The organism is Pseudomonas sp., assembly GCF_050739935.1.
Lineage (GTDB): Bacteria > Pseudomonadota > Gammaproteobacteria > Pseudomonadales > Pseudomonadaceae > Aquipseudomonas.
In genome coordinates this window covers 40,726-64,268 of the sequence record NZ_JBOICF010000059.1, presented here as the reverse complement: position 1 = coordinate 64,268, position 23,543 = coordinate 40,726, and the positions used below count along the sequence as shown (strand labels likewise).

The following is a 23,543-nucleotide window of genomic DNA, read 5'->3' as shown; positions in this document are numbered from 1 at the left end:
TTTTACACATCCTGGTTTGGAGATCGCATGAAAAGATTCTGTTGTGTGCTGCTGACGATGTTGCCCTTGAGCGCTTTTGCCTACCCTATCGATGTGGAGAAACACATCAACGGCGTGCAGATTGACTACAACAGCCACGACACCGCTTACGACATCGGCAATATCACCGTGAACAACTACGGCGATGTCCCGGCCAAGTGCGTTGCGGTGTTCAGCAACGGCCCGGAAGCGCCGCGCACACGTCGGGTGCAGATCGCGCCGAAAACCAGCAGCAACATCACCGTCAAATTCAGCCGCGAGATCATCAAACTCCGAATCAAGCTGAGCTGCGACCCACAATGAGCTATGAGCTTCTGAAGGAAGAGCCTAGTGCTCTTCCATTTAAGAAACAAATTATTAGATATTTAGTAGCATTTTTTTACGCTTTTTGATCGATCTCGCCAGGCTTAACCTCTACTCGGCTGCATTTAGACCCACATTCGCAGGCCTGATCGCGGGAGATTTAATCGTCAGTTAATGCCTGCGCGCGACCATGCTCGCGTTCATCGAAACTCCTCTGGCACTTGAATGCTCCTGAGTGCATCGCCCGATAGACCCCTCTGATAGCGGCGGGTCATCGGGTTTTTTAATGCCTGACGTTTGTCACCGCTAACCTGCGAACCCCATTTGTTCTCGTCCCCTGCAAGCGCGCTTGCCCGCGATTCGTTGGATCAGAACGGCTCAGCGCTAATACCCGCAATGGTCCCTATGCAGTCCACCACCTCAAAAATCGGGTAAGCGGATGCGAAAAAAACTCCGACGATTCCCCGAAATAGTTGAACTAGACGCTACGGTCTACGACATCACTGCAGTTGATGTTTGATATCTCCAGGCGTGGTTTTTCATGAGCGGCGCAACCCAATAGATTGGCCCCAACGAAATGACTTACCCACTAAATCAAACCCAACTTGTCACGCAATTACCGGAGATCCATACCATGAAAAAATCCATCGCATTTGGCTTTGCACTTTCGATCCTGGCAGCAGGTTCCGCATTTGCCAGCCCTGAGAAAACTTATCAGCGCGCAATGGTAGATACTTCTAGCGCAACTGTTCTGGACAGCAAGGTCGCCAGCAAAGATGCAGTGAAACCCTTTGGCAGCAAGGCTCCCAGCACCGTGGTCGTTGCCGACAACCGCAAAGAGTTCGGTTCGAACTATCAGCGCTACTGATTGGCGCAACGCTGTACTGAAGACAAAAAGCCCGGCAAATGCCGGGCTTTTTGTTTGATGAAAAAATTGCGGCGGCGCAATTATCAGGGGCATAGTTGAATTCCTTGGCTATCTTGCGCAGAACGTGCGCAGGGATATTTTCAATGGCGCCTTTGCCGTAAATGAGCGGCACCACTAATGCGTCGTTGGCAAGCTGAGCCGTGTAGATCACCCTCACCGCACCACGCTTGCCGTTGCCGTCTGTGCCCCAACGAATCTTCCGGCATCATCCGATGCCTGACGTAGCTGGGCGCGAGGCGGCGGTACCTCGGAGCGTCCTTGGGGACTGACTTTCCCAAATCTGACTTTCCCATTCACCTGATCCCCAACCCCACCCGCATATCCGACCCACTCGGCTGCTGATACAGGCTCAAACCGAACTCCGGCAACACCGCCAGCAGGTAATCGAAAATATCTCCCTGAATCCGTTCGTAATCGGCCCAACTGGTGGTGCGGGTGAAGCAGTAGATTTCCAGCGGCACGCCCTGTGCCGTGGCCTCCATCTGGCGGACCATGCAGGTCATGTCTGGATGAATATCCGGATGGCTTTTCAGGTACGCCAGCGCGTAGGCGCGGAAGGTGCCGAGGTTGGTGATGCGACGGCGGTTGGCTGACAGCTCGGCGACGTTACCCTGGGCTTCGTTCCAGGCTTTGAGTTCGGCTTTCTTGCGCCCCAGATAATCGGTCAGCAGGCGCACTTGGGTCAGTTTCTGCTCCTCGGCATCGACGACGAACCGTACGCCGCTGGCATCGATAAACAGGCTGCGTTTGATACGGCGACCTCCTGCCTGCTGCATGCCGCGCCAGTTTTTGAACGACTCGGACATCAGGCGCCAGGTGGGTATGGAAACGAGGGTCTTGTCGAAGTTCTGCACCTTGACCGTGTGCAATGTGATGTCCACTACATCGCCGTCAGCGCCCACCTGCGGCATTTCGATCCAGTCGCCGACCCGCAACATGTCGTTGCTGGTCAGCTGCACGCTGGCGACGAACGACAGCAGCGTGTCCTTGTACACCAACAGAATTACCGCCGACATCGCGCCCAGCCCCGACAGTAGCAACAGCGGCGAACGGTCGATCAGCGTGGCGACGATGATGATGCCGGCGAATACGTAGAGAATCATTTTCGCGAGCTGCACGTAGCCCTTGATCGAGCGGGTGCGGGCGTGTTCGGTGCGCGCGTAGATGTCCAGCATGGCGTTGAGCAGGGCACCGATGGTGAGCATCATGAACAGGATGGTGAACGCCAGCGCGACGTTGCCCAGCACATGAGTGGCGGTGGAGCTCAGGTCGGGCACCAGATTGAGCCCGAACTGGATTACCAGCGACGGTGTGACTTGCGCCAGTCGGTGAAAAACCTTGTTGTGCAGACAATCATTGAGCCAGAACAGCGCCGGCTGACGGCCAAGGGCCTTGATGACGTACAGAATGACGAAACGCACCAGACGGCCAAGTGCGAGCGCAGCGACCAGCAGCATCAGCAAACCCAGGGTGGCGCGTAGCACTGGCTGGTGTTCGAGCAGGTCCCAGATTTCCTGCACGCGCAGCCAGAGGGATGAGGTGTCCATGAACTCAAGATCTCCTGAAGAAAAAACGGGGCGCGATTAGAGCACTGTGAGGATGCTCGCGGCAGTAACGGGTAAATCCAGTAACAAAATAGGTGCTTTGAGGTAAAGAAACTCGGCGAATGCGCCTTAAACCGGTAACCTATGCGACTGTTTTTTTGTATTCCGCCGAGGTAACACCCGTGTTCTCCCAATTCGCCCTGCACGAACGCCTGCTCAAAGCCGTGGCCGAACTCAATTTCGTCGAGCCTACGCCTGTGCAAACAGCGGCCATTCCGCTGGCGCTGGAAGGACGCGATCTGCGGGTGACGGCGCAAACCGGCAGCGGCAAGACAGCCGCTTTCGTACTGCCAATGCTCAATCGCCTGATCGGCCCGGCCAAGGTTCGCGTCGATATTCGTGCGCTGATCCTGCTGCCGACCCGCGAACTGGCGCAGCAGACCCTCAAGGAAGTCGAGCGCTTTTCCCAGTTCACCTTCATCAAGGCCGGCCTGATTACGGGTGGTGAGGATTTCAAGGTTCAAGCCGCCATGCTGCGCAAGGTGCCGGACATCCTGATCGGTACCCCGGGCCGCCTGCTGGAGCAACTGAACGCCGGCAACCTGGACCTAAAGCATGTTGAATTGCTGGTGCTCGACGAAGCCGACCGCATGCTCGACATGGGTTTTGCCGAGGATGTAGAGCGTCTGGCGAACGAGTGCGCCAATCGCCAGCAGACCATGCTGTTCTCGGCCACAACCGGTGGTTCGGGCCTGCGCGAGATGATCGGCAAGGTGCTGAAAGATCCACAACACCTCCAGGTCAACAGCGTCAGCGAGCTGGCCGAGGGCACCCGTCAACAGATCATCACTGCTGACCATAACGTGCACAAAGAGCAGGTTCTGCATTGGCTGCTGGCCAACGAGACTTATCAGAAAGCGATTATCTTCACCAACACCCGGGCCATGGCCGACCGTATTTATGGCCGCCTGGTTGCGCTGGAATACAAAACGTTCGTGTTGCATGGCGACAAAGATCAGAAGGATCGCAAACTGGCGATCGATCGTTTGAAGCAGGGTGGGGTTAAGATCCTGGTGGCGACCGACGTCGCGGCTCGTGGTCTGGACGTCGACGGCCTGGACATGGTTATCAACTTCGACATGCCGCGTACCGGCGACGATTACGTTCACCGCATCGGTCGCACGGGCCGTGCTGGTGCCGAGGGCTTGGCGATCTCGCTGATCACCCACGGTGATTGGAACCTGATGTCGAGCATCGAGCGGTATCTGAAACAGAAGTTCGAACGCCGCACCATTAAGGAAGTGAAGGGCAGCTACACCGGGCCGAAGAAGGTCAAGGCTTCGGGCAAGGCTGTGGGCGTGAAGAAGAAAAAGACCGACGCCAAGGGCACTGACAAGAAGAAGACCGCTGCCAAAGGCCCGACCAAGCGCAAGACCGTGAACCGTCCGAAGGCCGAGTCGCTGGTGAGCCAGGATGGTCTGGCGCCGCTGAAGAAGCGCGTGACGCGGCCTCCGGTTTCTGAGTGATCATCCGGTCATGCACTGATCTCGATGCGTGACCGAAAACCTTTTGTGTCATCGGAGTTCTGTGGGAGCGAATTCATTCGCGAGGTGGACTGTCAGGCGATAAATCTCCATCGACTGCACTGATCTATCGCGAATGAATTAGCTCCCACAGTGGATCTGCATTCAGCGTGCTAGCCGCGTGTATGCCCCGGCTCATTCTTAAGCAAGCTCACCCCCACAGTGGCGTTGCGTTCATTCTGCCAATGCCGTCCGATCATCCAGCATTCAGCATTCAGCTATCCGCTTTCTTCGCCGCCTCATCCATCTCCTTCATCCGCTGATCGATCAACTGGCATTTGTCCGGCAAGTCCTTGGAGGCGGTTTCCAGCTGCATGTCCTTTATCTCTTGATTCAATTCCTTGGCCTTGGCCGGATTCTGCTGCGTAAGTTTCTGCACCTCCTGGGCGAGCTGTTCCCGTTTGGCCTCGGCTTCTTCTGGCGTGCAAGCCCAGACCGGTGCAGCCGCGAGCAGCGTCAACGCGGCAGTGATGCTCATTAGGGTTTTCATGGTTGCCTCTGTATCCATTGCGGGCTTACTGAAATGGAGGGCGCGGTTCTGGCAAAAGTTCAGCATCTGACCGCTGGGCCCGCAAGCTGAACGGCTGGAGGCAAGGCCGGTCACAACTCTTGAGCACCAGGCCCGACGACCGGACGTCGCGGGTCGCAATCCCAACTTCGCCCCGCTGCTGGAGGTAGGAATATGTCGGACAAATATGATTGGGACCTGATCGAGCGTCTGCTGCATGAAGTACAGAACAGCGCCGATAAACCCTTTACTCCACGCAAATACGCTGAGGAACACGCCGCTGCCAAAGCGGCCGATGGTGAAAGCGCTGGCAATCTCGATGCGTTGAAAATGCAGGCTGCCGATCTTGAGGCGCTGTTGTTAAAGCGCGGTTTCATCGAGTCACGACCTGAGGAAGAGGGTGGCAATGGCGAGAACTTCATTCTGACCCCGCGCGGGTCGAGCCTGTTGGCGATGATCGACAGCAGCATTCCCGGTAATGCTCCTCCACGCCAGGCGCTCGACGAGCAGGCTGATGCCCTGGACCCGGACGCCTTCGATAAGTTGTCGTCCAAGGCGCAGGTGGCGCCGGGCGCGATCTGAATTGTAGGAGCCGGCTTGCGGGTGAATCGGAGAATCAGTCAACGATGATGGGTCTCACTTACAGCGTTCGCCAGCAAGCCGGTTCCTACGATGGTTTGCGTTCGACGCTGGATTTTTCGGCTGTTGGAACTTAAGAACTCTTCTTCACCCCTTTCAAGCAGCTCAGATTGGTAAAGTCCTGACGCACATCAGCGATTTTCTCCAACAACTTTTGCCGCTGCTCAGGTGAACTCTGCGCCATCAAGTCGGTGATCAGCGAAATCGCCGCCTGTTCGGTATGGTCGTAAGCCTCGCGGTATTCCGCGGTCCAGAATGTCTCGCGGTCCTGCAACAATTTCGCAATCTTCTGATCGAAATCCGGCGCCTGTCGTTGTTTGACGGCAGTCAGCAACAGCGACTGCCAGTGCGCGCGGTTATCGATCCACAAGCGATTCTGCTCGCCCAGCGACGTTGACCATTGCATCACGCGGTCTTTCTGCACCGGGCTGAGCTTGCCGATCCACGGATTCAGGCGCTTTTCCATGCGTTGCGCGCGGTCCCTGATCTGCTGATCCAGTGGCTGATCGACGAATTCCGACTCATGTTTGCCCATGTCCTTGGCGAATGCAGCCTCCATCTCGGCGACCTGCTGATCATTCAGCTGGCGCAGCAATTGGACCGCAGACGGGGTGATTTCCCGGGAGATGGTCGAGATGGCCTGACGAGCCTCTGCGGTGCGCGCCTTGAGCTGGGTTTCGTTGACCTGATTGGTTTCGACCATGCGCTGCAGACGGTCCAGCCAGTCGAGATAGCCGGGGATCTGCGTAGTGCAATGCCAGGTCAGATGCTCCTTGAGACGGTCGTCGAGCCAGTCTTTCTGGGAGGCATTCATGTCCAGATAGTCGCTGAGCGACCAGGGGATGATCAGATCAAGATGCCGGTAAGTCAGACCAATCTGGCTGCAACCCGCCAGCAACGCCAGGCCCAGCCACAGCGAAATACAGGCCCTCGACACAATACCCATGACAGCTCCTTGCCGGTTCGTCTCCCAGTTATAGAGCGAGGCAGGGCAAGGCGGTTCAGCCAATCAGAAAAACGAGCGCACGATCTTCAGTGTCACGGCGCTTTCGCACTGGGTATTGTGCCCGCTGTAGGCGCTGCAATCGGCGCCGGTCAGGCTCGAACCGCTGTACATCAGGTTCATGTCCATGCCCAGCCAAGGACGCGAGATATTGAATGACCAGTCGTTGTAGGCGCTGACCATACCGCCGCCGTCAATCATGGCCGGCGCGTCGAGTTGATGATTGCCGTACTGCATGCGCAGGTCCAGGCCTAATGGAACGAGCCCGCTGAGACCGCCAAGATCGAGGAACAGCGTACTGTCCTGACGTCCAGCGTCTGTGCTGACCGCCGTGCCGATGCGGCTGTCGAAGATACGAAAACCGGCATACAGCTCATGGCTGTCGATCTGGCTGGTGTTGGGGTAGCTATAGCGGATGACACCCAGCTCATAGCCAAGCGTCTTGTCGAACGGCTTTTTGAAACCCAGGTAGGAATCAACCTCAAGGGTCGTATCCGGCACGATCCCGGCGCTGGGGGACCATTGTCCGAAATAGAATCCGCTCTCGTGGGTCAGGTCCAGCCCGCCGTGGAAGTTCGCATCGCCACTGCTTGGCGTCACCAAGCCCTGGGCCATTGTACGGCTCGGCGTTGTACCGACTTTGAGGCTGAAGTCCCCCAATTCCCGCTCCAGTACCTGGGCGCTGGCGGAATGGTGCACCAACATAGCACCGGTCAGCAGCGCGCCGGTCCAGCGTGTAAAACAGCGAGCATAAGGCATGCTTCACTCCTTTCAGATTCAGAGGAGTGGATCGAAGGTGTCGTATCGAAATGCCGATTGGCTCGATAGGAACCGCGAGCTAGAGCCTCGCAAGGATACCGGCGAATGCCGGCATGAATCGACCGTTGGTCGATTCATGCCAGAAAAAATGAACTTCCAATCAATTGGTCGTTGAAATTAGCCCGTTGACGACTATCAGCGCCTGAGGAAACGACGGGTAACCGCTCTTGGCGACATCCAGTTCTTCGTATTTCGTACGGTATGCGCGGGCCTTTTCCTGGTCCACCGAGCCCGACAATTGCGCGAGCAAGGCGATGGCCAATGGATATTTGCGGTCGGCTGATTCCTGCAGCAGGTCATTGACCCTGGAGCCTTCAGCGTTCAACCGCAGCAACAGAACAGCCTGATAAAACTCGGCTTCGCCGGTCTGGTCATGGTTCGCCGCCCGGTTGAGCAGGGCGCTGGCCAGCTCGTAGTTATCCTGACGACGTTCGTTGATGATCCACTTGGCCTGCAGCATGTCGTTCTGATAGAGCAGGTAATCGGTTCGGCAGCGGCTGCCGACGGACGAGGTGTCACAACCGTGTGTCGCACAACCACCCAGGCCAAGGCAGAGCAGGGCGCCGAAAAACATCCATTTGTTCATATCGGGTTTCCGCAGAGACGTCTGGTAATTCAGGGCATCGTCCGGTCTGTCGCGTACGGCAGCCAGTTCAGGACGAGCGGGCTATGTCGAGACAGTAAAGCAGAGCTTTGTTGAAGCGGGGAAGCGATGGACCTGGCGCTTTGCGATCAAAGCGCCTGGATGTCGACCGCGTAGGCGGGGAAAAATTTACTTTTTGCCGAGGGAGATTTGTTTCGAGGCGCCGAAGGTCTGGCCGCTCACGCCTTTGGCGATCTGCTGGATCTCGCCGCCGGATTTCAGGAAAGCTGCAATTTGTGCGTTGATCGAATCGCTGGTCTCAACGGCTGGAGCTGGTTTGGCTTTCGAGTTGGATGCTTTTACGCGCATGGCTGCAATTAACCTATATAAAATTAATACGGCCGGCCATCTTATCGGAACGCGTCGGAAATTGCTTGGTAATTATCGGCGCGCACCGTAGACCGATTAATCCTTGCGACGCAAAGCATTTCGCCCAAATATCGGGTAAATGCCTGTTTTAATTGCCAAGTCCTGAAGGGATTTCGTCCGCAATTCAGCTGTAGTGTCTGCTCGCAGCGCTCCCTCTGACCTGACGAATGGCCTGGGTCTTGGTCGCGTCCGACAGCGTGTCGTCGCCAAAACCCTGAATTTCAAGGCTTCCGAAGCGGTTCTGCAAAAGCGCCATGCATGACCCGGCAAGGGCGGCGCAAACTCGGGTAGAATGCCGCCCACGCAATGAGGGTATTTGGACATGGCTTTAGTCGGGCGTTACAACAGTTTGCAAGTGGTGAAACACACTAACTTCGGTTTATATCTTGACGGTGCGCAGGACGGCGAAATATTGCTGCCCAATCGATATATTCCAAAAGATATTCCCAGCGAAGACGAAGACTGGTTGAACGTCTTTATTTATCTGGACAGCGATGACAAGTTGATCGCCACTACTGAAAAACCGAAAGTTCAGGTCGGTGAGTTTGCCAGTCTGAAGGTGGTTGAGGTCAACAGCATCGGTATCTTTTTGGACTGGGGCCTGCCCAAGGATCTGCTGCTGCCTTACTCCGAGGAAAAGCGTCCGCTGAAGGCCGGTGACTACTGCGTGGTGCATGTCTACCTCGACAAGCACAGTCGCCGCATTACCGCCACCACGCGCCTGGACCGCTACCTGGACAAGGTCCCTGCCAACTATTCAGTCGGCCAGGAAGTGGACCTGTTGGTTGCCGAAGAAACCGCAATGGGCTTCAAGGCGATCATCAACAACAAGCATTGGGGCTTGATTCACAAGAACGAAGTGTTCAAGTTCCTGCGTTCGGGCAAACAGGAAAAAGGCTTCATCAAGGAAGTGCGCAACGACGGCAACATCAGCCTGAGCCTGCAACCGGTAGGCGAACAGCTGGCCAGCAGCCTAAACGCCAAGATCCTCGACAAACTGCGCCAGAACAACGGCGTGCTGCCGGTCAGCGACAAGAGCGACCCGGCGGTCATCAGCAACTTGTTCGGCGTCAGCAAGGGCAACTTCAAGAAGGCCATCGGCGCGTTGTACAAGCAGGGCCAGATCGTGATTCACGCTGATCGTATCGAACTGGTCTGATGCGAACCGCATGCGCGTCTGATTGAGCGGAAGCAACGTGTGTTTGCGTCACATGTAGCAGGCGAAGAATCCTTGTAGACGCGCGCTTGTCCGCGATGGTGGTTTGTCTGGGCCGTAGCTGCTGACCGGCAAACCCTATCGCGATCGCGGGCGAGTGCGCTGCCGCAGACGCTGTGGCGGCTATCTCTGCACGAACCCCACAAAACTCAGATTCGCCCCATTCGGACGCATGTCCTTGAGATACGAATCCTTGTCCGCCGACAGCTCCAGGCTGACGGTGGACTTGCGTTTGCCTTCGTTGCGAATCACCACGCCTTCCTTGTGCTCGCGCAGGAATCTGGTGGTGACTTTGAGGTGAATCAGCTCATCGGTGCTCGGCGTGTGCAGCAGCAGGTGCAGCCATTCGTACTGGCCGACGGCAAGACGGGCTACCGGAAGATCGAACCACCAGATATTGCGCTTGGGATCCAGTACGGCGAAATGGGTGTTGTTGGTGCCCAGTACGGCGCCACCCAGTTGCTCATTGCGGCGCGCGATGGCCTGCTGCTTGTCGAGTTTCATAACGTTCCTGTGGATCTCTGTCTCGTGAGCCTGGGTATGTATCCGCTGACATTGCGCGATAGGCACGGCCCGGTTCGGCCGCGCATTCTCCTGGGTTGCCGGGCAAACATAAAGTCAAAACTGATGCGCGCGATGAAAAGTGCGGTTACAGCTACGAAAAGCCGCCCGGAAAATATTTGAAACTCTCGAGAACGGGGTCCGGTCAACCCCTATGTCGAGGTTACGACACCTGATTCTTACCGAGGAGAAACAACGATGAGCAGCACTGGCGATAAAGTCAAAGGCATGGCCAACGAAGCAGCCGGTAACGTCAAGCAAGGCGTCGGCAAGGCCACTGATAACGACAAATTGCGCGCGGAAGGCAAGGCGCAGGAAGTCAAAGGTGAAACGCAACAAGCGGTCGGCAAAACCAAGGACGCGCTGAAAAAAGGCGTCGACAAGGCCTGACGGCCTGCGCGCTTAGGGTGTAGAAACCTCAAGCGATGTGAAGAACACTCCATAGCGGCCATCCCTTGATGGCCGTTATCGTGTCCGGCCGAAGATACGTTGAAACGTATTGGACGTGGCAAAAGTGCTTAACTGGATGTAAAAAGCCGCCCGCTGTGAAGGGCATACGGAATTTCAAAGCGTTTGCCCGCTCGTATAGGTAAATGTGTGTTAGATACGTCTACGTCGCGAAAGGAGACGCCATGATATTCCCGGATTTGCGCCGGCTACGTGTAACGACGGTGTTGGTCAGAACGGTCAAAGAGTTTCTCGATGACGAGATGTCGACGTACGCCTCTGCACTGGCTTACCAGATGCTGTTTTCGCTGTTCCCGTTTTTGCTGTTCCTGATCGCCCTGATCGGCTTTTTGCATCTGCCCGATTTCTTCAGTTGGCTGCGCCTGCAGTCTGAACTGGTGTTGCCTCCGCAAGCGCTGGATCAGGTCAACCCGGTAATCGATCAGTTGCAGGAGTCCAAGGGCGGTTTGCTCTCGGTTGGTATCGTCATTGCCCTGTGGAGTGCTTCGGCGGGTGTGCGGCTGATGATGAGTGCGATGAACGCTGCTTATGACGTCGTCGAAGAGCGCCCGGCGTGGAAGCGTCTGCCATTGTCGGTGCTGTATACCATTGGCTTTGCCGGGATGTTGCTGGCGGCTGCGGCGCTCATGGTGACGGGGCCTCAAGTCATGAACTGGCTGGCTGGACAGATCGGCATGGAGGACTTCATCGTCACCCTGTGGACTATCCTGCGCTGGCCGCTGATCATCCTGCTGCTGATGGTTTCGGTCGCGATGATGTACTACGTCATGCCCGACGTTAAGCAGGAGTTCCGCTTCATCTCGCCTGGCTCGGTGCTGGCGGTTGTGGTCTGGATTCTCGCTTCCCTGGGATTCGCGTATTACGTGAAGACCTTCGCCAATTACGACGCCATGTACGGCAGCATCGGCGCGATCATCGTGCTGCTGCTGTATTTCTACATTTCCTCCTCGGTGCTGCTGCTGGGTGCGGAGATGAATGCGGTGATCGAGCACATGTCCCAGGAAGGCAAGGAAAAGGGCGAGAAAGTCCCAGGCGACGGTGGTGAAAATGCTGATCCCGAGACTGCTCATGAAAAGCAGCATGTCTCGGGGCTGGGCCGTGATCACAGTCATGACCATGACCATGACTATGAGCAACCGCTGCAAGTGCTCAAAACCGACAAACCCTGATAAGCCTTGTGGCAGGATGCGCATCTGTATGGCGCATCCGCCCTTGCCAAAGGTTCTTCCATGATTCGTGAAATCCTGAAAATGGGTGACGAGCGTCTGTTGCGTATCGCGCCGCCCGTGCCCGAATCGATGTTCGGCTCCAACGAGCTGAAAACCCTGATCGACGACATGTTCGAAACCATGCGTAGCGTAGGTGGCGTGGGACTGGCCGCGCCGCAGATCGGCGTCGATCTGCAATTGGTGATCTTCGGTTTCGAGCGGAGCGAGCGCTATCCCGATGCCGAAGCCGTGCCGCCGACCATTCTGCTCAACCCGCTGATCACGCCGCTCGAACCGACTGTGGAAGAAGGCTGGGAAGGCTGCCTGTCAGTGCCGGGTTTGCGTGGGGTGGTGGAGCGTTATGAGCACATCCGCTACGAAGGCTTCGACCCCGACGGCAATCGTATCCAGCGCGTGGCTCGGGGTTTTCACGCGCGTGTGGTGCAGCATGAGTGCGACCACTTGATCGGGCGGCTTTACCCTTCTCGCATCAAGGATTTCACCCGTTTCGGGTTCACCGAAGTGTTGTTCCCGGACATGGACCCGAATGCGGATGATTGAAGGCTGAGCATGAATTGAAGGCGATCAAACTGTTAGGGGGCTGGCTTGTTGGCGAATGCGGAGTGTCAGCGACTGAACCGGTGACTGACCTACCGCATTCGCCAGCAAGCCGGCTCCTACAAGTTCGGCGGTGCCAGCAGCTTCTACAGGGTTCCACGTTTGGCTGATGCTTGGTGGAGTTATTCAGCCGGCTTGATAAACCGCAACGTCATCCGGTCCGATTCGCCAATCTCCAGATATTTCGCCTTGTCCTGCTCGCCCTTCACCAGCGCGGGCGGTAGGGTCCAGACGCCGTCGGGGTAGTCCTTGGTGTCCTTGGAATTCGCATTTACTTCGCTTTCACCCGCCAGCTCGAAGCCCGCCGTCTGCGCCAGTTTCACCACGTAATCGGTGGGCAGGTAGCCGTTTTTCTCGTTGTCCTTGGCCGTGGTCCCCGGCTTGGCTCGGTGATCGACCACCCCCAGCGTTCCGCCCGGCTTCAGCACGTCAAAGAACGCTTTGAACGTCGCCGCTTCGTTGCCCGCGTCGACCCAGTTGTGCACGTTGCGAAAGGTCAGAACCGTGTCGGCAGAGCCGGGCTTGCCGAAGACAGGCGCATCGGGTGTATACCCGATGACCTCGACTTTGCCGTAGTGCGCAGGGTCGGCAGCGTATTTCTGCTTGAGGCTGTCGGCGGATTTTTTCGCGTAATCACTCACCGAAGGATCGACGATCGCCGCCACGTAATGCCCCTTGTCCTTGAGCAGCGGTGCCAGCAATTCGCTGTACCAGCCGTTGCCGGGGGTGATCTCGATGACGGTTTGATCGCTACGCACGCCAAAGAACTGCAGCGTTTGCTCGGGGTGTCGGTATTGATCGCGCGCCGCGTTCTGCGGCACGCGCCAGTCGCCTTTGAGGACCGTGGCGTATTGTTCGTGGGTGATGTTGGAAGGGGAGGCAGGGGTGGCGGCAATGGCCACGGTCGATCCGAAAACAGCGGCAAGGGCGAAGGCTATGAGCGTCGGTTTCATGTGCATCCCGTTTTAACGGCAGGAGGTGATGGGCGAGGCTAGCATGCGAGGCTGGCAGGCGAATGACACATTTGGTTTGGTGCAGATAACCAATCGATCTACAAGATTTTGCGGCGCCAATGCACAACCGGGTATCAGCCATGTGCAGGAGCGGCAATGCCCAATTATCTCGACAGCGCCCAGCGTGAAGACGTCGCCCGTCTGCGCGAAATTTTCATGGGTCGCACGGAATGGCCGACGTGGCTGTTGCTGATCGGTGTGTATGCCGCGTGGCCTGCGTTGTTGCTGCTCAGCCCGACACTGGGTATATGGCCGACCACCGCGTTGATGATTCCGCTGACTGTCCTGTGGATGTCTCTGCAACACGAACTGCTGCACGGCCATCCCACCCGCTGGCTATGGGTGAACAAGGCACTGGGCTATGCGCCGTTCGCGGTCTGGTATCCGTACACCCTGTATCGTGATACGCACATGCAGCATCATCGCGATGAAGACCTGACCACTCCTGGCCAGGACCCGGAAAGTCGCTACCTCAGCCAGTTGAACTGGCAGCGGACTGGCCCTGTAATGCGCCTGTTGCGCTGGCTCGACAAAACTCCGCCAGGGCGTCTGGTGTTCGGCGTACCGTTGGCGCTGGGCAGTTTGATCAGCGGTGAATCCGCGCGGCTGCTCCGCGGCGAGCGCAAGGCTTGGGCGATGTGGGCCACTCACGGTTTTTTCCTGTTGCTGATGTTCCTCTTCATCGAGCGATACAGCGCATTGTCGAGCCTGCATTACGTGCTGCTGATCAGCGTGCCTGCCCTGGCGATTTCGATGGTGCGCTCCTACTACGAACATCGCCCGGCCGAGCACTCACATCAGCGCACTGTGATCAACGAAGCGTCGTGGCCCTGGCGCTGGCTGTTTCTTAATCTGAATCTGCACTTGGTACATCACGACCTGCCGGGGCTGGCCTGGTATCACATTCCAAAGGTCTATCGCGACCGTCGAGAACAATGGCTGGCACGTAGCGGTGGTTTTCTGTTACCGGGATATGCTGAACTGTTTCGTCGTCATAGTTTCAACCCCATCGACAGTCCTCAACATCCTTACGTCTAGGTCCGGTATCCGCACATGGCTCAGGGTTTCGCTGAATTACTCATGTATGTCGTGCCCGAGCGGGTGCGTCAGGCACAGGAGCTGTGGCTCGGCCGCGTGCTCGAACTGCTTGGCGCAGAGCGTCTGGATGCGCAGGCGCTGGACCTCAAACGACTGTGGCTCTCCCCACAATTGCTGCTGACACAGACCTGTGGCTATCCACTGATGACGCTGTTGCGCGGCCAGGTGCAAGTGGTCGGACGCCCGGTTTACCAGTTGCCCAACAGCGCGCATGGCAACCATTGCAGCCTGTTGGTGGCGCGGGCCGATGATCCTCGTCAGCAGCTTGAGGATTTTCGTGGCAGCCATGGTTTGCTCAATTCCCAAGATTCGAATTCCGGGATGAATCTGTTTCGCCACGCGCTGGCACCATTGCAGCGGGGCGGGCAGTTCTTTGCGCAGGTGTCACTGACTGGCGGGCATCGCAATAGCCTGGCGGCGCTCAGGGAAGGGCGAGGGGATCTGGCGGCAATCGACAGCGTGACCTTCGATTATCTGGCGCGGGATCACAGTGAAGAGGTTGTCGGCGTGAAGGTGGTTGGCCGTACGGCCAATGGGCCGTGTCTGCCTTATATCACTCGGGTTGGTGCGGATGGTGAGCGAATACGTCAGACGATGAATCGAGCGCTGAAGGATTTGCCGGAGGTCGTGCAAGTGCTCGCGATTGCTGAAGTGTTGCCCGCGAGCGAAGCGGATTATCAGGTTCTGCTGGATTATCAGCGCCAGGCTCAAGATCTGGGCCTGAACACCCTGTAGCAGCCCCGACATGCCTTCGGCGGTGGTTCAAAGACGTCGTCGCCGGCAAGCCGCGCTGCTATAGAGAGTCATCGTGAAAGCCTTTATTTATTCTTTTATGGTCTATAAAAATCACCTTTAAATATTATTAATGCATAAAAACCCTTGCTAGCATGGCTCTACCCGATCCACCGGGCAGAACAACAATTCAGCCAAGGGAAGTCTTATGTCTGGCGTCGATCTGTCCCATCGCCAATACCTCAGCGAACTTTTTCAGCGCCATTACGGTTGGTTGTGCGACCGCTTGCAGCGTCATCTGGACGGGCCGGAAAGCGCCGAAGACATTGCCTGCGAAACCTTTCTGCAACTGCTGGCCGCGCCCAACGTAGTGCCGATTCGTGAGCCTCGGGCACTGCTGACAACCATCGCTCAACGGCTGATCTACCAACGCTGGCGCCGCCGCGATCTGGAGCGGAATTATCTGGACGGTCTGATATTCGAAGAGGACGCCCACACGCCGTCCCCGGAAAACCTGGCCGCCACCCTGCAGACCCTGGATCGCATCGATCGCCGTCTCAACCGCCTGCCACCGAAGGTCAAAACGACCTTCATGCTCTCGCGCAGCGTCGGTCTGACCTACCCCGAAATCGCCACCCGCCTGGGCATTTCCTCTCGTTCAGTCAGCGACTACATGGAAAAAGCCGAAACCTGTTGCCTGCGCGCTTGTCTGGAATGAAACGTGTGCTGTGCTAAACCCTACTGAGCCCTTTCCATTCCCGAGCCGAATACTGCGAGAGATAACAATGACATCGATCAAACACCTGCTGGGCGGCTCGCTGCTGGCGCTGGCGGTAATGACTCAGTCTGCTTACAGCGCGGACAAGACCGCGCCCATCCACTTTGGTGATATCACCTGGGAAAGCGGCAGCCTGATCACTGAAATCCTGCGTACCATTGTCGAGAAAGGCTACGGCTACCCGACCGATAAATTGCCGGGCAGTACGGTGAGTCTTGAATCGGCGCTGGCCAAGAACGACATTCAGGTGATCGGCGAAGAATGGGCCGGACGCAGCCCGGCGTGGGTCAAGGCCGAAGCCGAGGGCAAGGTTCATGGCGTGGGCGATATCGTCAAAGGCGCGACCGAAGGCTGGTGGGTGCCGGAATTCGTGATCAAGGGTGATCCGGAGAAAGGCATCAAGCCGCTGGCGCCGGACCTGAAGTCGGTGTCCGACCTGCCCAAATACAAAGACGTGTTCAAGGATCCGGAGTCCCCTGACAAAGGCCGCTTCCTCAATAGCCCGACCGGCTGGACCTCGGAAATCGTCAACACGCAGAAGCTCAAGGCTTACAAGCTCAACGACAGCTACGTGAACTTCCGCACCGGGTCGGGCGCCGCGCTGGACGCGGAAGTGGCTTCGTCGATCCGTCGTGGCAAGCCGGTGTTGTTCTATTACTGGTCGCCGACGCCATTGTTGGGTCGCTTCAAGCTGATCAAGCTTGAAGAACCGCCATTCAACGAGGCCGCGTGGAAAACCCTGGCCGATGCCAACAACCCGAACCCGATCGGCTCCAGCTCGCTGGCCGCGCATCTGGCGATCGGTGTGTCGGATCCGTTTCGCAAGCAGTATCCGGATCTAGTGAATTTTTTTGAAAAGGTCGACCTGCCGATCGATCAACTGAACAAGACCTTGGGCGAAATGAGCGAAAAGCGTCTGGAGCCCGATGCCGTAGCCAAGACGTTCCTCAAGGATCATCCGGAAATCTGGACACCGTGGGTGCCGGCTGATGTCGCCAAGAAGGTGACTGCGGCGTTGTAATTCTCTTTCGAACGCTGCGGTAAAAATCTGTGGGAGCGAATTCATTCGCGAAAGATCTTCCAGGCGACGTATTAGCGTCGACTGTACTGGACTCTCGCGAATGAATTCGCTCCTACAGAGGATCGTCTCAATTCCATGCTTTTCTGCTACCTGCTACCTGCTACCTGCTACCTGCTACCTGCGAACCTCGCCGCTGCGCTGCCAGCACATCCCCCCTCAACCTTGCCCGGATTCCGCGGTCTGAATGCTGAACGTAGGGTTGACGGCGCCTCGCCGCGAGCCTGACCACTGGCAAAGCGCTGCTCAGCTGCTAGCGTCACGAGCAGTCAGTGCGTTGATCACATATATAAAAGTCGCCGGGGAGAGGACATGGGATTTGGCAGATCGACTGCGTGGACGATTCTGAATACGGTCGCCGGGCTGTTGTTTGGGGTGTTGCTGGAAGTGCCGGGTCTGGCGCTGGCGGGCGAAACGGGGCCCGCACCGGCGACCGCCCCTTCAATCTCGCCCAACGCGCTGGCGTTCGTTCAGGACCGGCATCTGGGCGAGAGCCTCGGCTGGCTGGGTTATCAAGTGGCATCGCGCACTGTGACCTTCACCACCCTCGTCGAAACGGTGGGACGCACCAAGGCTCAGGAAATCGTTCAGGACGAGTTGCAATATCTGCAGCCGCAATACCAGCAGGAGTGGGATCGCAATCTCGCCGCCGCCTATGCGGCGTCCTTCACGCCGGAAGAGCTGACGGCACTCGACATCGGCAACCCACCACCCGACATTGCCAACAAATTCCGCGCCAAGCAGCGTGATGTCGGCATGGACATGAAAGGCCGTTCCAGCGAGCTGCTCAAGGTTTATGTGTCGACCGCGCTGGACAACGCGCTGAAAAAAGCCAAGCCTTGAGCTTTCCGGCCTTCTGCTAGAGGCTCGGCAATCTTTTTGATTTACACGGGGGGAGTAGACCATGGACCCATTCATGCAAGCGGCCATCGACGAAGCGCAAAAGGGGCTGGATGAAGGCGGTATACCGATCGGTTCGGTGATCGTCCACGACGGCAAGATCATTGGTCGCGGCCATAACCGCCGGGTTCAGGAAGGCAGCGCGATCAAGCATGGCGAGATGGACGCTTTCGAAAACGCCGGCCGCCAACCCGCCAAGGTCTATCGGGAGGCGACGCTCTACACCACTCTGTCACCCTGCGCGATGTGCAGCGGGGCGATCCTTCTGTATGGGGTTCGCAAGGTGATCGTTGGCGAGAACGAGACGTTCATGGGGGAAGAAGCACTGCTGCGCTCGCGGGGCGTACAGGTGGATGTGGTGCACAACGCGACCTGCATCGGGTTGATGAAACAGTTCATTGCCGCCAAGCCTGAGCTGTGGAATGAGGATATCGGCGAGTAGTCGGCGTTCCGTCACGGATTGATCTGTCGGCGCAGATCGATGCAACGGCGCAACCTCTTGGGAGACGTAGGAGGTTACGATGCCAGCGACCGCGGTGGGTCAGTTGTAGAAGAGTTGTGTGACCCACCGTATTCGCCAGCAAGCCGGTTCTTACACTGAAAGCCCAGCTGCCGCTTTAGTCCAATCGCAACGTCGAATTGAACTGGCTGATCGCATCCACCACATGCCGCGAGCCTTGCTGAATCTCCCGAATCACTTCCCCGGCCTCATTGGCCAGTTCCACCCCGGTACCCGTTCGACTCAGACTCGATTGCATGCTCGACACCGCACTTTTGGCCAGTTCGTTGTTTTGCCGCACCACGTCGACGATCTCGATGGTCGCCTTGCTGGTCCTCGCCGCCAGCCCCCGGACCTCATCGGCCACCACCGCAAACCCGCGTCCGTGTTCCCCCGCGCGCGCCGCTTCGATCGCGGCGTTAAGGGCCAGTAGATTGGTCTGATCGGCAATCCCGCGAATGGTCTGAACGATGGTAGCGATGATTTCCGACTGTTTGTTCACCGCATCAATGCTGCGGGCCGCTTCGTTGAGGTCGTGGGAGATCTGCTCGATCACCTCGACCGTCTGCTGGACCACGCTCGAACCCTTTTGCGCGCAGGCGTCGGTACGCACCGAAGTGTCATGCGCGGTAGTGGCGGCATTGCGTTGCACCGTGACCTGCTCGGTGATGTCGCTGGCGAATTTCACCACTTTGTACAGCCGGCCCTTGGCATCGAATAGCGGGTTGTAGGTGGCTTCCAGGTAGACCGTCTGCCCGTGTTTGTTCACGCGCTCGAAGCGGTGGGAGTGATATTCGCCGCGATTGAGCGACGCCCAGAACGCGTTATAGGCCGGGGACTCTACCTCGCCTTGGGTGCAGAACATGCTGTGGTGCTGGCCCACGACCTCGGCAAGCGAGTAATGCATGGTATTGAGGAAGTTTTCGTTGGCCGTGATGACGCGGCCATCCGGCGAAAACTCGATCATTGCCATGGAGCGGCTGATGGCGCAGATCATGCTCTGGTTTTCATGATCCTTGTGCGCGCGCTCGGTAATGTCTGCGGCGACCTTGATCACGCTCTGGACCCTGCCATCGGTGTCATACACCGGCATGTAACTGGCTTCCAGCCATATCTCGCGACCGGATTTGTCCACACGCATGAACGTGCCGCACAGCGGTTCGCCGCGGGCCAGGTCACGCCACAATTTGCCGTAGGCATCACTGGCGCTAAAAGCCTTTTCGCAGAAAATCCGGTGATGCTTGCCTACCAGCTCGTCTGGCTGATAGCCCATGGTCAGGCAGAAGTTCTCATTGGCGTCGAGAATGATCCCCTCAGGCGTGAATTCGATCATCGCCATGGAATGACTGATCGCCGCCAGCTTGGCCTTCGACTGACACAGCGCGGCGGTGGCTACCAGCAACTCGGCTTCGACGGCTTTGCGGAATGAATTGAACATGTGCCACCTACCTCAATAATTGCGAAAACCCGGTCAACGCGACCGTCTTCCATGATTGGCTGATACGAAAGTCGACCTGAGAGGCACGTGCCTGAGTCACGGCGGTATGGCATGACAGGACGACACACAGTGGAAGAAGTGACTGAAAAGGGCAGAGTAGAACGATTCGTGACGGCTTGAACGGCTGGATATCGGTCGGTTGATGACGATCGAAACGATCAGCGGTCCCGAGTTTGCAGCATCAACGTGAATATCCATATTCGGCGTCTGACGTCCTTGGTCGAGGATTGACGCAAGCTGCGCACCATCTGGTTTCACGGGCCTGCGAAGATTGTACAAAGCATAGACAAGCGCATGGCGGATGCAATCCAGATAGTGGCAATTTAACATGCATCGGGATGTCGATCGCAAAAAAGCGCTGTGCTGCCTTAGGCAAAGGCAGCAGGCGTCAGCGCTGAATGTGCGCCTGACCGAACAACTGGACCTGCCGCAGCTGACCCTCATGCTCGATCAGACGCACCGGAGCCGTGCCGCCCGGCATGCTTACCTCCACCGTTCCGGCATCGACCCAACCGCTGAGCCAGGCGGCTGCTGCAACGGCGCTGGCGCTGGTGCCGGAGGAGGCGGTCGGCCCTTCGCCGCGTTCGAATACCCGTGCCATGAGTCGGTTTGGCGCGACACGGGCAGCCCATTGCAGGTTGACACCGGCGGGGCATGGGTCGCCTTCGCCAAACTCGCCGGCGGCAAAGGCGATCCGGGTCAATGCCTCGTTGAGCGGGGCTTCATGCAGCTGTTGGAAACTCGGCAGGGACGCCGCGTCGGTTACCAGCGTGACGCAATGCGGGTTGCCGACTCTGACGAACACGCTGGTTTTCCAGTCGGGATGCAGCTCGGCCAGGCGCTCGACCCGGTTGATCGGTGCGTCATTGATCACCGCCTCGCCCACGCCCGGTCCCTTGGCGCCCACCGCGGCAGGGCCGAAACCCGGTGTGCCGATGTCTAGCCAGAATCCCGATGTGCCGTCGATCACTGCCGGGACCACTTCCGTGGGGGAAGGGCTGGCGGAGTCGTCATGATCGTGATGCACATGCAGGGTGAAGGCCTGGTCCGTTGGCGTGAGACCGGTGTCGGCGAGCGACTGCGAAAAAATGGTCAGCCCGTTGCCACTGCGTTCGGCCAGGGTACTGTCGGTGTTGACGATCAGCACATCGAACGGCGCTGCTTCCTGAAAAGGCCCGACCAGCAGACCGTCCGAGCGATGTGCCTTGCTGCCCGCGGGGCGTTCTCCTTCGGGCCAGTCGCAGACGACCGCGACGGCTTGAGGTGCCCAGCTGCGACGAGACAGCGCCGCATCAGCGGCTGACTTGGGCACGTTCACCCCCAGCGAGCGCAGGGCATCAGGAGAAATGACGGCGTAGATATTGCCGCGTGCGTCATAAAAAAGGGCCATGGGCAGGGTCCGGGATCGGCGTTGGAAACCGGCATTAAATCATGGCTTGTCGCACCTGCAGCTTGTGTTCGCACATTATCCGATGGAAGTGAACGTGCTCACGAACATTGGCTATCAGTTCTCCAGATATCTTCGGATGTACAGGCCTCTTCGTGAGCAAGTTCACTTCACAAATTCGGTGGTGTGCGGAGTTATCTCACACCACCAACGTCAACCATGCCGAGACCACCAGCAACAGCGCCATCGCCTGATTGAACCGCTTCATGCTCTGCGCCGAACGGCAGAACTTCGCCGCGCTGACGCCCAGCCAGGCCCAGGCGCTCAGGCACGGAATCGACACCAGAAAGAACGCCAGCGACAACCACATCACGCGCAACATGCGATCGGCGTCTGTGCCGGCAAACACGCTGACCACAGCCAGCGCCATCATCCAGGTCTTGGGGTTGACCAGCTGCAGCCCCGCCGCGCCCCACAGTCCCATTCGCGGCCCGCTGGCAGCCCGCTCAGGGTCGATGGCCTCGGGAGGCGCGCTGAAGATCTGCCACGCCAGCCAGGTCAGCCAGGCGATGCCGATCCACCCCATCACCGTTTGCACGTGCAGGTGGCGCGCGAGCACATCGCCCAGGCCAGTGCCGACCGCCAGGACCAGCAACGCCGCGCCCGCACAGGCGCCCAATACGATCGGCAGGGTGCGCAGCAGGCCGTAGCGCGAGCTGTTGGTCAACACCAGAATGTTGGTCGGACCGGGGGTGATGGAAGCGACGAAGGCGAACAGCAGGAAGGGCAGGAAGGTTTGCATGGGACAACTCGGCGGCGATTGATCATGCAGCGATGATCGTGGCGCGCGGGGCTGTCAGTCTGGAAGATTTGAGCAGCGCTTGCGGTAGTCGGCGGGCGTCATGCGGTAGGCGCGCTGGAACCAGCGGCCCAAATGGCTCTGATCGGCAAAACCCAGCGCGGCGGCGACGCTGACCGGCAGCTCGCCACCGGCGAGCAGGCGACGGGCGCGGGTCAGGCGCAATTGAATCAGGTAGGCGTGGGGCGCCAATCCGAAGGCCGCCTTGAACGCTCGGCTCAAGCGGAAGCGATCGACACCGGTCACCCTGGCCAAGTCGTCGAGACCGATGTCCTGGTGCAGGTGACTATGCAGATAGTCCCGCGCCCGTTGCGCCACCAGCGGCAGGCGGGGGTCGGGATTGATCAGCGCGCGCCAGTGCAGATGGCGGGTCACGCTTGACAGCAGGTTGTCCAGCGCGGTCTGACGCACGATGCGTAGCTCCTCGCTGTGCATGGCTTCGAAGGCATTGGCGGTGGCGATGGCCAGCCGACTGTCATCGGCCAATGTTGCGGCGAAGCTCAGTTGGGCGTGGTCCGGGGCCTCTTCGAACTGCGCGCGCAATTCGCGCTCCATCCAGTGCGGGTCCAGGTACAGCGTGCGATAGGTGAAGCCACCGGCTTCCGGGGCGTGTCCATCGTGGATGTCACCGGGTTCGAGCAAAAACACTTTGCCCGGCGTGCTGTTGTATTGCCGACGGCGACAGTTGAACTGCTGCACCCCCTGTTCGGTGATGCCCACCAGATAACTGTCGTGCCAATGCGGATCGTACGCATGTCCCTCAAAATGCGCGCGCATCGTCTCGATGCCGGACACCGAGTCCTGCTTGAGATCGATCCAGTTGTGTTCGGGCATGGGGACTCCTGATGAGGATGCGGCAACGTTGTGTCGATAGCGGCAGGCATTTACCTGTAGCGGCGCGGCTTGTATGTCGTCTCGGTACCAAGGAAAGATACCAAGGCTCATACAAGCGCTGCGTACCTGTAGGAGCCGGCTCGCTGGCGAACCGGCTGTGTCAGGCACTGTTGTAGATTTGACCGATATACCGCCTTCGCCAGCAAGCCGGCTCCTACAGAGTCAGGCTGCGCTTGGAAGAACGCCACCGCCAACAGAGTATCTACAGGAGATACGGTTTCTGATAAACCATGCGGACGGGCCGTGCCACTTTCAATCATTGCTCAGCGTATCGGCAACCTGACGCAAGGTCTGGAAGATTTGTGCAGCAATCGACCGAGCGCGTTCAATCCTTCGCTCAGCTGCTGCAATCCGGTTG

General features: G+C 58.0%; 25 protein-coding genes and 2 pseudogenes. 14 read left to right on the top strand and 13 right to left on the bottom strand.

The genetic code is table 11. The features are described 5' to 3' along the window. Positions 1 to 27 precede the first annotated feature (27 nt). Both ACRER8_RS10645 and ACRER8_RS10640 read left to right on the top strand, forming a co-directional pair. Positions 28 to 342, top strand: a complete 315-nt coding sequence (locus ACRER8_RS10645) for a 3-phosphoglycerate kinase (protein ID WP_431746288.1) — start codon at positions 28 to 30, stop codon at positions 340 to 342. A 634-nt stretch (positions 343 to 976) separates the two neighbouring features. Next, the gene (locus ACRER8_RS10640; RefSeq protein ID WP_431746287.1) at positions 977 to 1,210 is read left to right on the top strand and encodes a hypothetical protein; all 234 of its coding nucleotides are present in this window, start codon (positions 977 to 979) and stop codon (positions 1,208 to 1,210) included. A 353-nt stretch (positions 1,211 to 1,563) separates the two neighbouring features. Here ACRER8_RS10640 and ACRER8_RS10635 read toward each other — a convergent pair whose 3' ends face one another. Then, the gene (locus tag ACRER8_RS10635; protein ID WP_431746286.1) at positions 1,564 to 2,817 is read right to left on the bottom strand and encodes a mechanosensitive ion channel family protein; all 1,254 of its coding nucleotides are present in this window, start codon (positions 2,815 to 2,817) and stop codon (positions 1,564 to 1,566) included. A 179-nt stretch (positions 2,818 to 2,996) separates the two neighbouring features. Here ACRER8_RS10635 and ACRER8_RS10630 point away from each other — a divergent pair, with 179 nt between their 5' ends. Beyond that, on the top strand, positions 2,997 to 4,340 hold the full coding sequence (locus ACRER8_RS10630) for a DEAD/DEAH box helicase (protein WP_431746285.1): 1,344 nt from the start codon (positions 2,997 to 2,999) through the stop codon (positions 4,338 to 4,340). Positions 4,341 to 4,611: 271 nt separating this feature from the next. On the opposite strand, the gene ACRER8_RS10625 is transcribed toward ACRER8_RS10630, so the two are convergent. Next, entirely contained in the window at positions 4,612 to 4,887 is a 276-nt protein-coding gene (locus ACRER8_RS10625) for a hypothetical protein (RefSeq protein ID WP_431746284.1), read from the bottom strand. 192 nt (positions 4,888 to 5,079) lie between these two features. Between ACRER8_RS10625 and ACRER8_RS10620 the strand changes: the two genes are divergently transcribed. After that, on the top strand, positions 5,080 to 5,487 hold the full coding sequence (locus ACRER8_RS10620) for a transcriptional regulator (protein WP_431746283.1): 408 nt from the start codon (positions 5,080 to 5,082) through the stop codon (positions 5,485 to 5,487). Positions 5,488 to 5,617: 130 nt separating this feature from the next. Here the strand turns inward: ACRER8_RS10620 and ACRER8_RS10615 are convergent, their stop codons facing one another. The 4 genes from ACRER8_RS10615 to ACRER8_RS10600 all read right to left on the bottom strand — a co-directional run bounded on the left by ACRER8_RS10615 (position 5,618) and on the right by ACRER8_RS10600 (position 8,318). Continuing rightward, positions 5,618 to 6,490, bottom strand: a complete 873-nt coding sequence (locus ACRER8_RS10615; protein WP_431746282.1) for a DUF6279 family lipoprotein — start codon at positions 6,488 to 6,490, stop codon at positions 5,618 to 5,620. Between the two features lie 63 nt (positions 6,491 to 6,553). After that, positions 6,554 to 7,306 carry a TorF family putative porin gene (locus ACRER8_RS10610; RefSeq protein ID WP_431746281.1) on the bottom strand — a complete coding sequence of 251 codons (753 nt, stop codon included), beginning with the start codon at positions 7,304 to 7,306 and terminating at the stop codon, positions 6,554 to 6,556. A 160-nt stretch (positions 7,307 to 7,466) separates the two neighbouring features. Then, the gene (locus tag ACRER8_RS10605) at positions 7,467 to 7,952 is read right to left on the bottom strand and encodes a hypothetical protein (protein WP_431746280.1); all 486 of its coding nucleotides are present in this window, start codon (positions 7,950 to 7,952) and stop codon (positions 7,467 to 7,469) included. A 186-nt stretch (positions 7,953 to 8,138) separates the two neighbouring features. Next, on the bottom strand, positions 8,139 to 8,318 hold the full coding sequence (locus tag ACRER8_RS10600) for a hypothetical protein (RefSeq protein WP_296255727.1): 180 nt from the start codon (positions 8,316 to 8,318) through the stop codon (positions 8,139 to 8,141). A 382-nt stretch (positions 8,319 to 8,700) separates the two neighbouring features. Between ACRER8_RS10600 and ACRER8_RS10595 the strand changes: the two genes are divergently transcribed. Then, a complete protein-coding gene (locus tag ACRER8_RS10595; protein WP_431746279.1) occupies positions 8,701 to 9,537 on the top strand; it encodes a CvfB family protein in 837 nt (278 codons plus the stop codon). Positions 9,538 to 9,717: 180 nt separating this feature from the next. On the opposite strand, the gene ACRER8_RS10590 is transcribed toward ACRER8_RS10595, so the two are convergent. Beyond that, positions 9,718 to 10,098 carry a hypothetical protein gene (locus ACRER8_RS10590; protein ID WP_431746278.1) on the bottom strand — a complete coding sequence of 127 codons (381 nt, stop codon included), beginning with the start codon at positions 10,096 to 10,098 and terminating at the stop codon, positions 9,718 to 9,720. Positions 10,099 to 10,353: 255 nt separating this feature from the next. On the opposite strand from ACRER8_RS10590, the gene ACRER8_RS10585 reads away from it, so the two are divergent. From ACRER8_RS10585 to def, 3 genes are all read left to right on the top strand, one after another. Beyond that, positions 10,354 to 10,545, top strand: coding sequence for a CsbD family protein (locus ACRER8_RS10585; protein WP_431746277.1), 192 nt, complete (start codon positions 10,354 to 10,356; stop codon positions 10,543 to 10,545). Between the two features lie 242 nt (positions 10,546 to 10,787). Beyond that, positions 10,788 to 11,792 carry a YihY/virulence factor BrkB family protein gene (locus ACRER8_RS10580; protein WP_431746276.1) on the top strand — a complete coding sequence of 335 codons (1,005 nt, stop codon included), beginning with the start codon at positions 10,788 to 10,790 and terminating at the stop codon, positions 11,790 to 11,792. A gap of 60 nt (positions 11,793 to 11,852) precedes the next feature. After that, positions 11,853 to 12,392, top strand: coding sequence for a peptide deformylase (def, locus tag ACRER8_RS10575; protein ID WP_431746275.1), 540 nt, complete (start codon positions 11,853 to 11,855; stop codon positions 12,390 to 12,392). A 179-nt stretch (positions 12,393 to 12,571) separates the two neighbouring features. On the opposite strand, the gene ACRER8_RS10570 is transcribed toward def, so the two are convergent. Beyond that, positions 12,572 to 13,402: a class I SAM-dependent methyltransferase gene (locus tag ACRER8_RS10570; protein WP_431746274.1), complete on the bottom strand. Its 831-nt coding sequence runs from the start codon at positions 13,400 to 13,402 to the stop codon at positions 12,572 to 12,574. A gap of 156 nt (positions 13,403 to 13,558) precedes the next feature. Between ACRER8_RS10570 and ACRER8_RS10565 the strand changes: the two genes are divergently transcribed. The 6 genes from ACRER8_RS10565 to ACRER8_RS10540 all read left to right on the top strand — a co-directional run bounded on the left by ACRER8_RS10565 (position 13,559) and on the right by ACRER8_RS10540 (position 18,490). Continuing rightward, positions 13,559 to 14,500 carry a fatty acid desaturase gene (locus tag ACRER8_RS10565; RefSeq protein WP_431746273.1) on the top strand — a complete coding sequence of 314 codons (942 nt, stop codon included), beginning with the start codon at positions 13,559 to 13,561 and terminating at the stop codon, positions 14,498 to 14,500. Positions 14,501 to 14,515: 15 nt separating this feature from the next. Beyond that, positions 14,516 to 15,295: a phosphate/phosphite/phosphonate ABC transporter substrate-binding protein gene (locus ACRER8_RS10560; RefSeq protein WP_431746272.1), complete on the top strand. Its 780-nt coding sequence runs from the start codon at positions 14,516 to 14,518 to the stop codon at positions 15,293 to 15,295. 205 nt (positions 15,296 to 15,500) lie between these two features. Beyond that, on the top strand, positions 15,501 to 16,010 hold the full coding sequence (locus tag ACRER8_RS10555; RefSeq protein ID WP_431746271.1) for a sigma-70 family RNA polymerase sigma factor: 510 nt from the start codon (positions 15,501 to 15,503) through the stop codon (positions 16,008 to 16,010). 67 nt (positions 16,011 to 16,077) lie between these two features. Next, positions 16,078 to 17,091, top strand: coding sequence for an ABC transporter substrate-binding protein (locus ACRER8_RS10550; protein WP_431746270.1), 1,014 nt, complete (start codon positions 16,078 to 16,080; stop codon positions 17,089 to 17,091). A 369-nt stretch (positions 17,092 to 17,460) separates the two neighbouring features. Then, positions 17,461 to 17,991, top strand: coding sequence for a hypothetical protein (locus ACRER8_RS10545; protein ID WP_431746269.1), 531 nt, complete (start codon positions 17,461 to 17,463; stop codon positions 17,989 to 17,991). Between the two features lie 61 nt (positions 17,992 to 18,052). After that, on the top strand, positions 18,053 to 18,490 hold the full coding sequence (locus ACRER8_RS10540) for a nucleoside deaminase (protein WP_431746268.1): 438 nt from the start codon (positions 18,053 to 18,055) through the stop codon (positions 18,488 to 18,490). Positions 18,491 to 18,665: 175 nt separating this feature from the next. Here the strand turns inward: ACRER8_RS10540 and ACRER8_RS10535 are convergent. The 5 genes and pseudogenes from ACRER8_RS10535 to ACRER8_RS10515 form a co-directional block, all read right to left on the bottom strand. Next, a pseudogene (locus tag ACRER8_RS10535) lies at positions 18,666 to 19,103 on the bottom strand (methyl-accepting chemotaxis protein); the annotation flags it as partial. A 96-nt stretch (positions 19,104 to 19,199) separates the two neighbouring features. Continuing rightward, positions 19,200 to 19,985: pseudogene (locus ACRER8_RS10530) on the bottom strand (PAS domain-containing protein); the annotation flags it as partial. A 448-nt stretch (positions 19,986 to 20,433) separates the two neighbouring features. Continuing rightward, entirely contained in the window at positions 20,434 to 21,435 is a 1,002-nt protein-coding gene (locus ACRER8_RS10525; RefSeq protein ID WP_431746267.1) for a diaminopimelate epimerase, read from the bottom strand. A gap of 196 nt (positions 21,436 to 21,631) precedes the next feature. Continuing rightward, the gene (locus ACRER8_RS10520; RefSeq protein ID WP_431746266.1) at positions 21,632 to 22,234 is read right to left on the bottom strand and encodes a LysE family translocator; all 603 of its coding nucleotides are present in this window, start codon (positions 22,232 to 22,234) and stop codon (positions 21,632 to 21,634) included. Positions 22,235 to 22,288: 54 nt separating this feature from the next. After that, on the bottom strand, positions 22,289 to 23,125 hold the full coding sequence (locus ACRER8_RS10515; RefSeq protein ID WP_431746265.1) for an AraC family ligand binding domain-containing protein: 837 nt from the start codon (positions 23,123 to 23,125) through the stop codon (positions 22,289 to 22,291). Positions 23,126 to 23,543: the final 418 nt, after the last annotated feature.

Coding starts and splice junctions, on each gene's coding strand:
- ACRER8_RS10645 (WP_431746288.1), top strand. CDS start 28: ATGAAAAGATTCTGTTGTGTGCTGCTGACGATGTTGCCCTTGAGCGCT.
- ACRER8_RS10640 (WP_431746287.1), top strand. CDS start 977: ATGAAAAAATCCATCGCATTTGGCTTTGCACTTTCGATCCTGGCAGCA.
- ACRER8_RS10635 (WP_431746286.1), bottom strand. CDS start 2,817: ATGGACACCTCATCCCTCTGGCTGCGCGTGCAGGAAATCTGGGACCTG.
- ACRER8_RS10625 (WP_431746284.1), bottom strand. CDS start 4,887: ATGAAAACCCTAATGAGCATCACTGCCGCGTTGACGCTGCTCGCGGCT.
- ACRER8_RS10620 (WP_431746283.1), top strand. CDS start 5,080: ATGTCGGACAAATATGATTGGGACCTGATCGAGCGTCTGCTGCATGAA.
- ACRER8_RS10615 (WP_431746282.1), bottom strand. CDS start 6,490: ATGGGTATTGTGTCGAGGGCCTGTATTTCGCTGTGGCTGGGCCTGGCG.
- ACRER8_RS10610 (WP_431746281.1), bottom strand. CDS start 7,306: ATGCCTTATGCTCGCTGTTTTACACGCTGGACCGGCGCGCTGCTGACC.
- ACRER8_RS10605 (WP_431746280.1), bottom strand. CDS start 7,952: ATGAACAAATGGATGTTTTTCGGCGCCCTGCTCTGCCTTGGCCTGGGT.
- ACRER8_RS10600 (WP_296255727.1), bottom strand. CDS start 8,318: ATGCGCGTAAAAGCATCCAACTCGAAAGCCAAACCAGCTCCAGCCGTT.
- ACRER8_RS10595 (WP_431746279.1), top strand. CDS start 8,701: ATGGCTTTAGTCGGGCGTTACAACAGTTTGCAAGTGGTGAAACACACT.
- ACRER8_RS10590 (WP_431746278.1), bottom strand. CDS start 10,098: ATGAAACTCGACAAGCAGCAGGCCATCGCGCGCCGCAATGAGCAACTG.
- ACRER8_RS10585 (WP_431746277.1), top strand. CDS start 10,354: ATGAGCAGCACTGGCGATAAAGTCAAAGGCATGGCCAACGAAGCAGCC.
- ACRER8_RS10580 (WP_431746276.1), top strand. CDS start 10,788: ATGATATTCCCGGATTTGCGCCGGCTACGTGTAACGACGGTGTTGGTC.
- def (WP_431746275.1), top strand. CDS start 11,853: ATGATTCGTGAAATCCTGAAAATGGGTGACGAGCGTCTGTTGCGTATC.
- ACRER8_RS10570 (WP_431746274.1), bottom strand. CDS start 13,402: ATGAAACCGACGCTCATAGCCTTCGCCCTTGCCGCTGTTTTCGGATCG.
- ACRER8_RS10565 (WP_431746273.1), top strand. CDS start 13,559: ATGCCCAATTATCTCGACAGCGCCCAGCGTGAAGACGTCGCCCGTCTG.
- ACRER8_RS10560 (WP_431746272.1), top strand. CDS start 14,516: ATGGCTCAGGGTTTCGCTGAATTACTCATGTATGTCGTGCCCGAGCGG.
- ACRER8_RS10555 (WP_431746271.1), top strand. CDS start 15,501: ATGTCTGGCGTCGATCTGTCCCATCGCCAATACCTCAGCGAACTTTTT.
- ACRER8_RS10550 (WP_431746270.1), top strand. CDS start 16,078: ATGACATCGATCAAACACCTGCTGGGCGGCTCGCTGCTGGCGCTGGCG.
- ACRER8_RS10545 (WP_431746269.1), top strand. CDS start 17,461: ATGGGATTTGGCAGATCGACTGCGTGGACGATTCTGAATACGGTCGCC.
- ACRER8_RS10540 (WP_431746268.1), top strand. CDS start 18,053: ATGGACCCATTCATGCAAGCGGCCATCGACGAAGCGCAAAAGGGGCTG.
- ACRER8_RS10525 (WP_431746267.1), bottom strand. CDS start 21,435: ATGGCCCTTTTTTATGACGCACGCGGCAATATCTACGCCGTCATTTCT.
- ACRER8_RS10520 (WP_431746266.1), bottom strand. CDS start 22,234: ATGCAAACCTTCCTGCCCTTCCTGCTGTTCGCCTTCGTCGCTTCCATC.
- ACRER8_RS10515 (WP_431746265.1), bottom strand. CDS start 23,125: ATGCCCGAACACAACTGGATCGATCTCAAGCAGGACTCGGTGTCCGGC.